General features: G+C 35.8%; 12 protein-coding genes and 1 pseudogene. 8 read left to right on the top strand and 5 right to left on the bottom strand.

What is annotated here, in order from left to right; genetic code table 11:
• The 5 genes and pseudogenes from BLW20_RS14785 to BLW20_RS13345 all read left to right on the top strand — a co-directional run.
• Positions 1-227, top strand: a pseudogene (locus BLW20_RS14785) (IS4 family transposase); the annotation flags it as partial.
• Between the two features lie 367 nt (positions 228-594).
• Positions 595-1,473, top strand: coding sequence for a flavin reductase family protein (locus BLW20_RS13360; protein WP_091102286.1), 879 nt, complete (start codon positions 595-597; stop codon positions 1,471-1,473).
• A gap of 3 nt (positions 1,474-1,476) precedes the next feature.
• On the top strand, positions 1,477-1,998 hold the full coding sequence (locus BLW20_RS13355; RefSeq protein ID WP_091102283.1) for a DUF3127 domain-containing protein: 522 nt from the start codon (positions 1,477-1,479) through the stop codon (positions 1,996-1,998).
• 46 nt (positions 1,999-2,044) lie between these two features.
• The gene (gene aat, locus BLW20_RS13350) at positions 2,045-2,707 is read left to right on the top strand and encodes a leucyl/phenylalanyl-tRNA--protein transferase (RefSeq protein WP_091102279.1); all 663 of its coding nucleotides are present in this window, start codon (positions 2,045-2,047) and stop codon (positions 2,705-2,707) included.
• A 33-nt stretch (positions 2,708-2,740) separates the two neighbouring features.
• Positions 2,741-3,148: a putative signal transducing protein gene (locus BLW20_RS13345; RefSeq protein ID WP_091102276.1), complete on the top strand. Its 408-nt coding sequence runs from the start codon at positions 2,741-2,743 to the stop codon at positions 3,146-3,148.
• Between the two features lie 9 nt (positions 3,149-3,157).
• Here BLW20_RS13345 and BLW20_RS13340 read toward each other — a convergent pair whose 3' ends face one another.
• Positions 3,158-3,712, bottom strand: coding sequence for a DNA-3-methyladenine glycosylase I (locus tag BLW20_RS13340; protein ID WP_091102272.1), 555 nt, complete (start codon positions 3,710-3,712; stop codon positions 3,158-3,160).
• 93 nt (positions 3,713-3,805) lie between these two features.
• Here BLW20_RS13340 and BLW20_RS13335 point away from each other — a divergent pair, with 93 nt between their 5' ends.
• Positions 3,806-4,609: a hypothetical protein gene (locus BLW20_RS13335; protein WP_091102269.1), complete on the top strand. Its 804-nt coding sequence runs from the start codon at positions 3,806-3,808 to the stop codon at positions 4,607-4,609.
• 2 nt (positions 4,610-4,611) lie between these two features.
• A complete protein-coding gene (locus tag BLW20_RS13330) occupies positions 4,612-5,106 on the top strand; it encodes a TlpA family protein disulfide reductase (protein WP_091102265.1) in 495 nt (164 codons plus the stop codon).
• Positions 5,107-5,166: 60 nt separating this feature from the next.
• On the opposite strand, the gene tsf is transcribed toward BLW20_RS13330, so the two are convergent.
• From tsf to rplM, 4 genes are all read right to left on the bottom strand, one after another.
• Positions 5,167-6,132 carry a translation elongation factor Ts gene (gene tsf, locus BLW20_RS13325; RefSeq protein WP_091102261.1) on the bottom strand — a complete coding sequence of 322 codons (966 nt, stop codon included), beginning with the start codon at positions 6,130-6,132 and terminating at the stop codon, positions 5,167-5,169.
• Between the two features lie 109 nt (positions 6,133-6,241).
• Entirely contained in the window at positions 6,242-6,985 is a 744-nt protein-coding gene (gene rpsB / locus BLW20_RS13320) for a 30S ribosomal protein S2 (RefSeq protein ID WP_091102257.1), read from the bottom strand.
• Positions 6,986-7,124: 139 nt separating this feature from the next.
• Positions 7,125-7,511 (bottom strand): 30S ribosomal protein S9, encoded by a 387-nt coding sequence (gene rpsI, locus BLW20_RS13315; RefSeq protein ID WP_091102253.1) that lies wholly within the window; start codon positions 7,509-7,511, stop codon positions 7,125-7,127.
• Complete coding sequence (gene rplM, locus BLW20_RS13310; RefSeq protein WP_091102249.1) at positions 7,511-7,966, bottom strand: 50S ribosomal protein L13; 456 nt, start codon at positions 7,964-7,966, stop codon at positions 7,511-7,513. Before rplM ends, rpsI begins: the two co-directional genes overlap by 1 nt.
• 387 nt (positions 7,967-8,353) lie before the next feature.
• Here rplM and BLW20_RS13305 point away from each other — a divergent pair, with 387 nt between their 5' ends.
• Entirely contained in the window at positions 8,354-13,489 is a 5,136-nt protein-coding gene (locus tag BLW20_RS13305; protein WP_091102244.1) for an Ig-like domain-containing protein, read from the top strand.

The raw sequence follows: 13,489 nt of genomic DNA, 5'->3' as shown, positions 1-13,489 counted from the left end.
ATAATGAAAACGCCATCAAAATACAGATTTACTGTGTATTAATCGTAAATCTTCTGCTGGCAGTCATCAAAAAAAGATTGAAACGAAAGTGGGCATTTTCAAATTTGGTAAGTTTTTGCAAAATTCATTTATTCAATTACATCAACCTGATGAAATTTTTGGAAAACCCAGAGAAAGATTGGGTTATTGACAAAGATGACGGTGAGCAATTGTCTTTTAATTGGTAGCTTGTTTTTGAAATTCGGCGAAAATGAAAAACTAAACATCTAACAATCAGTCAAATGTAAGGAGGGGAATCTGAGAATTAGTTTTTATCGGACGCTAATGATTTTATAAATTGGTTTGTCAATTTCTCCTGACCATTCAATAATAATATCATGATATTCAACTTCATTTTTTAAATGACCTTTACAGGATAAGACAGAGAAAGCAATAATTAAAACAAGGTTTTTCATTCAGCAATACAAATATGTTTATTTTAAAATTGATATCACAAGTTACTATTTTAAAACGTGATTTTGTTGATAATATTTTGATAATTGGTTTAAAAACTCCAAATGCAATACCTATATTTGTTTAAATCAAAATTGAATTATGTTAAGCATTGACCCAAAAGAACTAACTGCGGTACAAACACAAGCGTATCTTCAGGGAGCTGTTGGTCCACGCCCTATTGCATTTGCAAGCACGGTAGATGAAAACGGAAATCCCAACCTGTCCCCTTTTAGTTTTTTTAATCTTTTTAGTTCCAATCCGCCTATTCTGGTATTTTCACCGGCACGCCGCGTACGCAACAATACAATAAAACACACTTTGTTAAATTGCGAAGCCACTAAAGAAGTAGTTGTAAACATTGCAAATTACAATATGGTTCAGCAGCTTTCGCTGGCATCAACCGAATATGGCGACGGCATTGATGAATTCATAAAATCGGGATTCACCAAATTGCCATCTGATATGGTAAAACCATTCCGCGTTGCCGAAAGTCCGGTACAGTTAGAGTGTAAAGTAAACGAAATTATCGCTTTAGGTGATCAGGGCGGTGCAGGAAACTTAATCATTTGCGAAGTAGTTAAAATACATATTTCTGAAACTGTTTTAGACGAAAAAGGAGGTATCGATCAGCACAAGATCGATTTAATTGCCCGAATGGGAGGCAACTGGTATACACGTGCCACGCCGGGAATGTTTGAAGTAGAAAAGCCATTAACCACCTTGGGGATTGGAGTTGATGCCATTCCGGAAGAAGTAAAAAAAAGTGGTATATTTGTAGGAAATGATCTGGGCATTTTAGGAAACGTTGAACAGCTTCCAACAGATCCAGAAATTGGTCAGTTTTTAGAAGATCAAAACGATATTAAAAACTGGAAAAACGAAAATAACAACGAATTAATTTATAAAAAAGCAAAATTGTTTTTAGAAAACCACGATGTTTTATCGGCTTGGAAAGCGATTTTAGCAGCAAAAATGTAACAAATGGAAGTTTTAGGAAGAATTAAAATGGTTGGTCCGGTACAAGATGTAAGTCCAACTTTCAGAAAAAGAGAAGTGGTTGTTACCACAGAAGAGCAATATCCACAGCATATTTTAATTGAATTTACGCAAGACAAATGCGATTTGTTAAACTCGTACCAAATTGGTGAGCAAGTTCGCGTAGGCATCAATTTACGAGGAAGAGAATGGGTAAATCCGCAAGGAGAAACCCGTTATTTCAACTCTATTCAAGGCTGGAGAATTGACAGACCACAACAGCAACCTTATGGTGGAATGCCTCAGCAAGGATACGGAGTTCCCCAGGGAGGCGGTTACACACAACCCCAACAGGGATATGGTCAGCCTCAACAAAATTCTAATCAGCAACCGCAGCAAAACCAAGGTTTTAATCAGCCAAATCCTTTTGATAACCAAGGTGGTTATGCAAATAACAACAACTCAGGCTTTCCTCCTGCTCCAAATTTTGACCAAAATCAAGAGGCAGAAGACGATTTGCCTTTCTAATAAAAAATGTAATTTTGAATCCTGATTATTTAATCGGGATTTTTTTATGTATAAACTCAGTAACAAACTTTATTTTCCTCCGGTAGAAACAGCTCATTCTTCCGGAATTATAGCTTTTGGCGGCGATTTATCTGTTGAACGATTAATTTTAGCATATAAAAGCGGTATTTTTCCGTGGTTTGAAGACGGCGAAGAAATCACTTGGTTTGCACCCAAAGAACGAATGGTTTTGTTTTTAAATCAGTTGAATATATCAAAATCAACCCGGAATATTTTAAACAGAAATATCTTTAAAGTTACTTTCAATACCGCTTTTAAAGAAGTTATAACCAACTGCCAACAAATAAAACGCAACGGACAATTAGGTGGCACGTGGATTACCGATGAAATGTTGCAAGCCTATACGAAATTGCACGAAATGGGTTTTGCAAAATCGGTTGAAGTTTGGCAGAACAAGGAATTGGTTGGTGGCTTGTACGGGATAGATTTAGGACATATTTTCTGTGGTGAAAGTATGTTTTCTAAAGTATCAAACGCTTCAAAAATTGCTTTTATCCATTTGGCACAAAAACTTAAAAAAGAACACTACCAATTGATTGATGCACAGGTCTACAATGATTACCTGCAATCTTTAGGGTGCGAGGAAATTCCGCGCGATTTGTTCATGAAAATTTTACAGAAAGAGCTTAAAGTGGTTTATGAAAATTAATTTATACCTTTAATCATAGCAAAAAATAGTATAATGAAACTCAAAACACTTAAAACTTTTGACAGCTATATTGAAGCTCATCTACTAAAAACGAAACTTGAAAGCGAAAACATTTATTGTTTCTTACAAGATGAAAGTCTGGTTGCCACAAATCCTTTGTATTCTTTCGCTGTGGGTGGTATAAAGCTTCAGGTAAAAACCACTGACTACAATACAGCATGGGAAATCTTGAATGAAAACAATCCGCAAATGAAATCAACAGATTCAAATGAGATCTGTGAAAACTGCGGGCATAATGGATTTTATAACAACTACAAATCTGTAAAAGGATTAAAAGGCTTTTTTTCTATGTTGCTTTCACTTATGTTTCAAACATATCCGGTTTATTACAAAAATGTTTGGAAATGCAAAAAATGTGGATATGAAACAGAAATAAAATAGAGTTTCAACTTACCTATCATAACAAAAACATGAGGTTATATGATCGTTTACCATACCGGTTGCCTGCATGTGTGCATATATAACGGTTGAGCCTAAAAATTTAAATCCGCGTTTTTTAAGGTCTTTTGCTAATCCGTCTGAAATATCTGTAGTTGCCGGTACTTCTTTTATTGTTTTAAATGTATTTACAATAGGCGTATGATTCACAAAACCCCAAATATATTTAGAGAACGAACCAAATTCTTGCTGGACTTCCATAAAACGCTGTGCATTATTTATCGTTGCCAGAATTTTTAAACGATTGCGAACAATACCGGCATTGTTCATTAGTTCTTCGATTTTTTCATCGGTATAAGTCGCTATTTTCTGGTAATCAAAATGATCAAAAGCATTGCGAAAGTTCTCTCTCTTTCTTAAGATCGTGATCCAGCTTAAACCCGCCTGAAACGATTCCAATACCAAAAATTCAAAAATCGTTTGATCGTCATAAACGGGCTTGCCCCATTCTTCGTCGTGGTATTTAATATATAATTCATCGGTGGTTACCCAATTGCAGCGTTCCATAGTTAATCATTTAAGTTAAAAGCAAGTGTACAGATTTTTTTTATATCTTGTAAGAAAAAAAGTATTTTTATAAACCAAACCAAATAATTAGCCATGAAAAAAAAGTATTTTCTGTTTATAAGCATTTTTTTAATGTTCAGTATTTTTATTTCTAACGCCCAATCAATAAAGCCTAATGTTTTATTAAAAAAGACAGAAGCATCACTCAGTAACATAAAAACATTAACTTATACAATCAATAAAAAAAGTAAGTTTTTTGCATCAAAAGATACCTTAAACAGATCTGCTCTCGGCATCATTAAAATTGTTCCAGAAGATGAAATGGGTTCTTATCATAAAGTTTATTTTAATCACGGTGAGAAACAGTACAATCAATACAAGTATGACGGTACTTACAGTTCTTTTCTATACTTTCATTCAGATTCTTTAGACATTCCGAAGAAAACAACAATTACAAATGTTTTAGATGATAATTACAATAGTATAAAAGGTAATTTCGTAAGCAATTTTATTTTAAATGACTATTTTAAGAAAAATAATATTTTTAAACAATACCGTTCGCTTTTAGCTAAAATTATTTTAAAAGACATGACTATTGAAGAAAGTAATTATAAGGGTATTCCCGTTTATATTTTAACAGCTTATGGCAAAGAAAGAGAACGTGAAAACCACATAAATAGTGTAATTGATAAATATTATATTAGAAAAAGTGATTTTTTACCAATTGCTCACAGTTTTTATGGCGAATTTCAAGGTATGAAAGAAACCGAATTTACCGAAATTGAATATTTAGAAATTAATCCGGAACTATCTTTAGATGCTTTTAAGATTGATCCTTCTGTAAAAGAAGTGAAACCAAGAGTATATTTTGAAGAAATGCAGAAATATAATTTATAACTATGAAAAAGTATTTTAATTGTTTGACATTAATATGTTTTTTAATTTGTACTAATATTTCGGCACAAACCAAAACAAGAGGTTCAAGCTTTTTTACTACAGATTTAAACCTTAACAATAGTAAAACTGTAAAATTAACCGATTTAAAAGGTAAAGTTGTTTTGTTAGATTTTTGGTATCGCGGGTGTTTTCCGTGTTTAAAAGCAACGCCCGATTTAATTAAAATGCAAGAAGAATTTAAGAATGATTTAGTAATTGTCGGGATTAATGACCGAGATGATAAAGAAGATATAACCGATTATTACGCCTATAAAAAAGGAAATTATTTTTCTACCTACAAAACAGAAACAGATATTTCTAAAAACTTAAAAATTAATGCATTTCCTACCTTCATTATCATTAATCAAAAGGGAGAAGTTGTAAAAACCGAAGTAGGTTTTGATAAAGGCAGTATCCGTAAAACCATTAAAAAGTTGATTAAAGAAAATAAGAGTTAAAAAAACAAAACCCCAAATTCAATTGAATTTGGGGTTTTAAGTATCAATAAAAATTGTAAATTATCCTAAAGTTACACGTTTAAATCCTGCGATTTCAACGTTGTATCCTTTAACGTAATCACCTACTTTTTTAGAATCATCTTTGATAAAGTTTTGATCTAATAACGCTTTTTCTTGATCTAATGTAGTGTTATCAGAAATGAAACGAGCAATTTTACCTGGTAAGATCTTATCCCAGATTTGTTCCGGTTTACCTTCAGCTTTTAATTCAGCTTTAGCATTTTCTTCTGCCTGTTTCAACACTTCGTCAGTAATTTGAGCGTAAGAAATGTATTGAGGAACATTTTTCAACGTTTTACCTAAACGAGACAATTCTTCATTTTCTTTTACAATCGCAGCAATGCGGGCTTCAGTTTCAGAAGCTACAAAAGCAGGATCAAAGTCTTTGTAAGATAATGTTTCAGCACCCATAGAAGCTACTTGCATTGAAACATCTTTTGCTAATGCATCAGCGTTGTCAATTTTAGATGATAAAGCTGTTAAAGCAGCAATTTTATTTCCGTGAACGTAAGATCCAACAAAAGCACCTTCTAATACTTCAAATCCACCGATTTCGATTTTTTCACCGATAACTCCGGTTTGTTCGATCAATTTATCTGTAACAGTCATTGAATCATTATATTGTGAAGCCAAAAATTCTTCTTTAGAAGAGAAATTGATTGCTTTTTCAGCCAATTCTTTAGCTAAAGCAACGAATGCTTCGTTTTTACCAACGAAATCAGTTTCACAATTTAAAGTAATAACAACACCTCTTGTATTGTCTGCGTTGATGAACGCCACAGCAGCACCTTCTGTTGACTCACGGTCTGAACGGTTCGCAGCCACTTTTTGACCTTTTTTACGCAATACTTCAATTGCTTTATCGAAATCGCCTTCCGCTTCAACCAAAGCTTTTTTACAGTCCATCATTCCGGCACCTGTAGCTTGTCTTAATTTATTTACGTCTGCAGCAGTAATATTTGCCATTGTATTGAGAATTAAATAATTAGTTAATTTTTTAAATAGAAAAAAGTCGTTAGCGACAGATCCAAAAATATGAAACCATCAGCATAACGACTTTAAGATACTGTTAAGATTACTCTTGAGCAGTAGGTTGTGCTTCAGTTTTAGCTGCTTCTTCTTTTTCAGATTTTCTTTCAGAATTTCCTTCAATGATAGCACCTGTTACTAAAGATAATACTTTATCGATTGATTTAGAAGCATCGTCATTTGCCGGGATTACATAATCAACCTCGCGTGGGTCAGAGTTTGTATCAACCATTGCAAATACTGGAATGTTTAATTTTTGAGCTTCTTTTACTGCGATGTGTTCAGCTTTGATATCAACTACAAATAATGCAGCCGGTAAACGTGTCATATCAGCAATAGAACCTAAGTTCTTTTCTAATTTAGCACGTAAACGGTCAACTTGTAAACGCTCTTTTTTAGAAAGAGTCATAAATGTACCGTCTTTTTTCATACGATCGATAGAAGCCATTTTTTTAACAGCTTTACGGATCGTAACGAAGTTTGTTAACATACCACCTGGCCAACGCTCAGTAATGTAAGGCATGTTAGCTGCTGCTGCTTTTTCAGCAACGATATCTTTTGCTTGTTTTTTAGTCGCTACGAATAATACTTTACGACCTGATGCAGCAATTTTCTTTAAAGCTTCGTTCGCTTCTTCAATTTTAGCTGCAGTTTTATATAGATTTATAATGTGGATTCCATTACGCTCCATATAGATGTAAGGAGCCATGTTTGGATCCCATTTTCTAGTCATGTGTCCAAAATGAACACCTGCTTCTAGTAATTCTTTTACGTCTACTTTGTTTGCCATTTTTGTAATAGTTTACGTTCTTGTGATTAGCAATGTTCCGTTAAGCTTTAAGCTATAGGCTTCATTTAGATGCTAAACTACTTCCGACCTCGGCCGGCGAGCAACAAAAACTTAGATTTTTTAATAAATAATATAAATATTAACGTTTAGAGAATTGGAATCTCTTACGAGCTTTCTTCTGACCGAATTTCTTACGCTCAACCATACGTGGGTCACGCGTTAATAAACCTTCTGGTTTTAAGATTGCTCTGTTTTCTGCGTCAACTTCACACATTGCACGTGCAATAGCCATACGTACAGCTTCTGCCTGCCCTGTAGTTCCACCACCGTACACGTTAATTTTCACGTCAAAGTTTTCAGCGTTTTCTGTCATAGAAAGTGGCTGCATAACTTTGTACTGTAAAGTTGCTGTTGGGAAATAAGTTGCGAAATCTTTTTTGTTCACTGTGATGTTACCAGAACCTTCTGTAACATAAACACGAGCTACTGCGGTTTTTCTTCTACCGATTTTGTGAATAACTGCCATTACTTTAAGTCGTTTAAATTAACGGTTTTAGGTTTTTGCGCCTCATGTTTGTGTGCAGCACCTACATTTACATTTAAATTACGGAATAACTGTGCACCTAATTTGTTTTTAGGCAACATTCCTTTTACAGCTTTTTCTACTAATAATGCAGGATTTTTTTGTTGCATTACTTTAGCTGTTAATTCTCTTTGACCACCTGGATAACCTGTATGACGAATATACGTTTTGTCATTCAGTTTGTTACCTGTTAAGTTGATCTTTTCTGCGTTGATAATAATTACATTATCACCACAGTCTACGTGAGGGGTATAACTTGGTTTGTACTTACCTCTCAAAATCATTGCAACTTTTGAAGCAAGGCGTCCTAAGTTATGACCGTCAGCGTCTACAACAACCCATTCTTTCTGAACGGTTGCTTTGTTTGCTGATACTGTCTTGTAGCTTAAACTTTCCACAATAAATTAATTTTAATTAAACATTCCATTCCCAATAAAGGGAGTGCAAAATTACACAATTTATTTTACTATACAAATTAGTTTGTTTTTATTTTCATAAGCTGTTTATTATCCATAGAAACACTTACTATTCAGAAATATATGCTTCATGATGGATCTTAATTCAGATAATTACCTATTTTATAAATTTAGATTAAATAACATCTATTTCTTTGTAAATACAGATCAGTTTTAGTAGGTATAATAACATTTAATATACGCAGGAAAAACCCGTTAGCTAAAAATACAACTTTGTTAAAAGTTAAAAATAATATAATTTAATATTAAAGAATTAAAAAAAAATAATTAAGTTTATCGTTTAAATGACTAATTGTAAATATTTTATTTATGAAAAAAAATACTCAATATTCAAAGTTTAAGATTAAGTGGTTAAACACTTGGATTTTGATATTTAATTGGATTAACTTTTTGTTATTAAAGAGTAAGACTTCAATAACAGAAGCTCAAAATAATTCGTTAGCTGTTTTGCGTTTAATGTTTCTGTGTTTTTTAACTGTAGGAAGTTTTACGCAAAGTATGGCACAAACTACAATTAATACTAACCTTGCGGGTACAACAAGTACAGGATCTGGTGGTAATGGTATCACGTTTGGTATTGAAAACACCAATGTCGGAGCACAACTGCTTACAGATGTTGGTTACTATCTCACATCTTCACATAGCAATACCGTTTATGAACTTTGGGTATCTTCTACATCTCTTAGTGGCCCACAACCCACAACATACCCTGCTGCCGGATGGACTTTGGTAGCTACAGTAACAACAGGAACAATAACTGGTACAGGTAGCATACAACCTCTATTTACAGGGTTGACGTATATTATTCCGGGAAATACCACACTTAGATTTGCTTTAGTAAAACCTAATAGTGGTCCGCAATATGCGGGTTCAGGATCAAATATATTTAGTGCTGGAGGTGTAAATTTATTACTTGGCAATCATCAAATTGCCGGGCAGGATGTTGGATATGCAGCCACTATTGCCAACCGTTATTGGGCTGGTTCTATTACTTTCATGCCTGCTGACCCGTGTACTGGTCAGGTATCTGCTGGTGCAGCTACAGCATCAGTTACAGATGCTTGTGGTGCGGTACCTTTTAACCTGTCGCTTAATGGTGCTACTTTAGCTACTGGGATTACATACCAATGGCAAAGCTCTCCGGCGGGTGCAAATACATTTACCGATATCCCCGGAGCCACAAATATGAATTATACTGTAAATAATCAGACAGCAGCAACCGATTATCGTTGCATTCTTGTTTGTACTAATAGCAATACTACCGATACATCTACTGTGGTTTCAGTGGGACAAAATCCTTGGAACCAATGTTTTTGCACGCCTGTTTATACTACCGGTTGTGCAACTTATAACTTAAACAGTTTTGTAATAACCGGTGAAAACGGAACAAGCATTGATGATTTAGACACGGGATGCAGTAGCAACACTACGGATAAAGGTTATGATGACAGAAGATCTTTGTTTACACCTGTGGATCTTATACAGGAAGGAACGTATCCTGTACAACTCAATTCCACCTCTACCAATACCTTATTACGAGCGAGTATCTGGATTGATTTTAACGACAATGGAACTTTTGAACCTTCTGAACAGGTATTGACAGATTTTACAATAGTAGCAAGTCCTGCATTTGCTACAACATCAATTGAGATCCCAGCAAGTGCTGCTCCAGGCATTCACAGAATGCGAGTGCGTATGGTATATAATACTACAGGTATTGATCCATGTGCTTCTTATGCTTCAGGAGAAACACACGACTATGATGTCAATATTCTTGCTACAAATTGTTACAAACCTTTAGATATTCAAGAATCAGATGTCACAAAAAACAGTGTTACCGTAACAATTGATCCTAGCACAAGTAATTCAGGAACTGTAAGCTATGAATACGAAGTACGCGAGTCGGGGGCTCCGGGTAGTGGAACTACAGGTTTAGGTGTTACAGGTATAGCAACAACCAATCCTTTTACCATTACAGGTTTACAGCCATTAACAAAATATACGATATACGTACGAACTGTTTGTTCATCAACAGACAAGAGTAGTTGGACATGGGGACCAGATATAACCACCATGTGCGATTATCCGGAATTAATTGCTGCACCTGGTAAAACGGTTTGCGGACCGCAAGAAGTAGATCTTACCGCTATTTTTGATGCAGGTCCAGTATATTGGTTTGATGCAGAAACTGGTGGTAACTTAATGCATGTCGGACCAAATTTTACGACTCCTTTATTAACATCCGACACTAGCTATTGGGTAGTTGCAGGTGATACAATTTCACCATCTTCCTTTGTAGGCCCAGTTGATACATCTATTGGAGCTGGAGGAGCTACAAATAATAGCTATTTAACCTATTTTACAGTCAACAATAATTTAACCCTTTATTCTGTAGATGTATACCCCTCAACAGTTGGGCAAAATGGTGTAGTTGGTATATATACATCAAGCAATGTCCTAGTAGCTTCCATACCATTTACAACTACAGTCTCAGGAAGCGCTACTGCACAAACTATATTAATTGATATACCTTTAGCTCCAGGAGATTATTACTTAAAAGAAGATGGTTCAGCTAGCTTATTTAGAAATACTTCCGGAGCAACCTTTCCTTACTCCATAGCAGACCTGAGTATAACTGGAACTAGTTTTACTACCGCAACATACTACTATAATTTTTACAATTGGCAAGTTGGCGGTGGCGGCTGTTCATCTCCAATGGTAGAAGTAAAAGTAGAAGTAGAGCCCAAACCAGCGTTTGAATTATCGACAGACAAGGTAACCTCATGTGATGGCGGTTCATCAGAAGTTGTAACCATTACTACAAATTTAGGAGGATACGATACCTTTGTATGGACACCAAGTACAGGAGTAAGCGGAGACGAGGTAAATGGCTGGACATTTAGCAGCACCCAGGAACAGGATTATGTGTTATCAGCAAGTCAGTCAAACGGTATTTGTGAACATTTAAAAACAGTTCGTGTTTTTGCAAGCGAAAACCCACAAGCAGATGCTACATTGGCAAGTACTTATGATTTGTGTAAAAACGAAGTAGCCGAACTAAAAGCACTGGAGGCTGTTCCTGCCGATGTAACAATAGGTATGCCTACTACAACAACCAGTGCAACGAGTGAGATGTCTGCTTATGTGTACAGTGAAGTTTATTCAAAACAACAATATATATACAGTGCAGCCGAATTAATCGCCCAAGGCGTAACCACAGCTGGTTATATAGACGAATTATCTTTTGAAACAATTAATTCAGGAGCAGGTTTAACAAGTGCAGAATATACTGTAAGAATGATGTCCACACCGAATACTACTTTTGGTACTACAGATTTTGCAACAGGAAATTTTGTAACAGTCTTTTCAAGAACCAACCATGCCCATACGTTCCAAGGGCTTCAAACAATGACATTAGACAGTCCGTTCTATTGGGATGGTCAGTCAAATATATTGGTAGAAATCACACAAGAGCGTGGTACGGCAACAGGAACCAATAATGCACAAACGTATTACAATACTGTTTCAGGAAGCGATGTAGGTATCTATACTACAAGTGAAACAGATCCGGATCCGTTAACAGGAACAGTAACTAATAACCGGTTAAATGTGAAGTTTGGGTTAACTCAGGCAAAAGTAACGTGGAGTCCGACAACTAATTTATATTTAGATGCAGCTACAACTGTACAATACACCCCTGGTACAGATGCTTCAACAGTTTATGTTATATCAAGTGGAGCAATGAACCAAGTATATAATGCAACAATAACCGCACCAACAGGTTGTGAATCGGTAATTCCTGTTACAATCAACGTGGTGGATGTAACAACACCTGTTGTACAAAGCCAGACCTTCTGCCAGGCAACACCTGTAAGCGATATTGTAGTAACGGGAGGGACAAGCAGTACAATCTATAATTTTTATGATTCAGCAACTGCCACTACCCCAATAACCACGATTTCTAAAACAGGAACGTATTATGTAGAAGCAGTTCAGGGAGATTGTAAATCACCACGTGTAGCTTTCACCGTAACAATAACAACATTAGCACTGCCAAATGCGCAGCTAACCCAATACTCATGTGGTAGCGGTACTGTGGCCGATTTAGTTGCAACCGGAACAAGTGGAGCACAAATTAAGTGGTATGATTCAGCAACCTCAACAACCCCGTTGGCGTTAACAACCCCATTGGTAAACAATACCACTTATTATGCGTCACAAACATTAGGAAGTTGTGAATCAGGAAGAATAGCTGTATTGGTAAATGTAGGTCAGGGACCGGCTTCATTAACTCCTCAAACCATTTCAGTTTGTGGAGCATTGAACTACGGAAATGTAAATCTGAATCAAATTGCCGGCTCAGAACTGGTATGGTATCCGTCATCAACATCTCAAACACCGATACCAAATACCTCGCAGGTAGTAACCGGTACCTATTATGTTTCACAAAAGGTAAACGGATGTGAATCACAACGAGCTCAGGTAATCGTAACTGCCCAAGGAAGTGTTCCGGCACCTACTGCTACTATTCAAAATATATGTGGTAGCGGAACAGTTGCACAGTTAACAGCACAGATATTACCAAATGCTACTGCAGAATGGTACAGTAATGCCACATCGACAACACCATTGGCATTAACAACCCCATTAACAAGCGGTACTTATTATTTATCTCAAAGAGTGGGTAACTGCGTATCGGTAAAAGTACCGGTTGCAGTACGCGTAACAAGCACAAGTGCTCCGGCAGTAACGCCAATTACCCTATGTGACGGTGCACAGGTTGGCAATATCGATTTACCAACACCAACAGGCGTATCGTATAACTGGTATTTGAACAGTACTTCGACCACTCCATTACCATTAACCGATATTTTACAAAGCGGCTACTATTTTGTAACGCGTGTTGAAAACGGATGCGAATCGGTACGTACTCAGGTACAGGTAACAATCAACAGCCGACCAAACAGTCCAACGGGAGCTTCACCGCAAACATTTAATAATTACGCAGAAATAAGCAATCTGATCATGAACGAACCAAACGTGGTTTGGTACGCAACATATGAAGATGCAATGAATGGTGTTAATCCGTTGCAACAGAATATGCCAATGGTAAATGGCAGTACATATTATGCTGTTGTTATAGGAACTAACGGATGTCCAAGTTTACCAACACCGGTTGAAGTAGTGATTGTTTTGGGTGTAAATGATTTTGATTTAAGCAAATTAAACTATTATCCAAACCCTACAAGCGACTTATTAACGATTAATTACAACGAAGTAATTACTAAAGTAGAGGTATTTGATTTAAACGGACGTTTGGTAATGACCCGTGAGTTTGAAAGTGAAACAGTGCAGTTGGATTTTGGTAAATTAAGTTCAGGTACTTATATGCTGAATGTAAAAACCAAAGACAGCAGCCAGTTTATTAAAATTGTTAGAAAGTAA

It is taken from the genome of Paenimyroides marinum (assembly GCF_900108395.1).
Classification (GTDB): Bacteria; Bacteroidota; Bacteroidia; order Flavobacteriales; family Flavobacteriaceae; genus Flavobacterium; species Flavobacterium marinum.
Note: the sequence above shows the minus strand (reverse complement) of the source record. Positions and strands in the feature narration are given on the sequence as shown.

Excerpts from the sequence above, each read along its gene's own strand:
- rpsB (WP_091102257.1), bottom strand. The coding sequence starts at position 6,985 with ATGGCAAACAAAGTAGACGTAAAAGAATTACTAGAAGCAGGTGTTCAT.
- BLW20_RS13345 (WP_091102276.1), top strand. The coding sequence starts at position 2,741 with ATGAAACTCAAAACACTTAAAACTTTTGACAGCTATATTGAAGCTCAT.
- BLW20_RS13305 (WP_091102244.1), top strand. The coding sequence starts at position 8,354 with ATGAAAAAAAATACTCAATATTCAAAGTTTAAGATTAAGTGGTTAAAC.
- BLW20_RS13340 (WP_091102272.1), bottom strand. The coding sequence starts at position 3,712 with ATGGAACGCTGCAATTGGGTAACCACCGATGAATTATATATTAAATAC.
- aat (WP_091102279.1), top strand. The coding sequence starts at position 2,045 with ATGTATAAACTCAGTAACAAACTTTATTTTCCTCCGGTAGAAACAGCT.
- tsf (WP_091102261.1), bottom strand. The coding sequence starts at position 6,132 with ATGGCAAATATTACTGCTGCAGACGTAAATAAATTAAGACAAGCTACA.
- BLW20_RS13360 (WP_091102286.1), top strand. The coding sequence starts at position 595 with ATGTTAAGCATTGACCCAAAAGAACTAACTGCGGTACAAACACAAGCG.
- BLW20_RS13355 (WP_091102283.1), top strand. The coding sequence starts at position 1,477 with ATGGAAGTTTTAGGAAGAATTAAAATGGTTGGTCCGGTACAAGATGTA.
- BLW20_RS13335 (WP_091102269.1), top strand. The coding sequence starts at position 3,806 with ATGAAAAAAAAGTATTTTCTGTTTATAAGCATTTTTTTAATGTTCAGT.
- rpsI (WP_091102253.1), bottom strand. The coding sequence starts at position 7,511 with ATGGCAGTTATTCACAAAATCGGTAGAAGAAAAACCGCAGTAGCTCGT.
- BLW20_RS13330 (WP_091102265.1), top strand. The coding sequence starts at position 4,612 with ATGAAAAAGTATTTTAATTGTTTGACATTAATATGTTTTTTAATTTGT.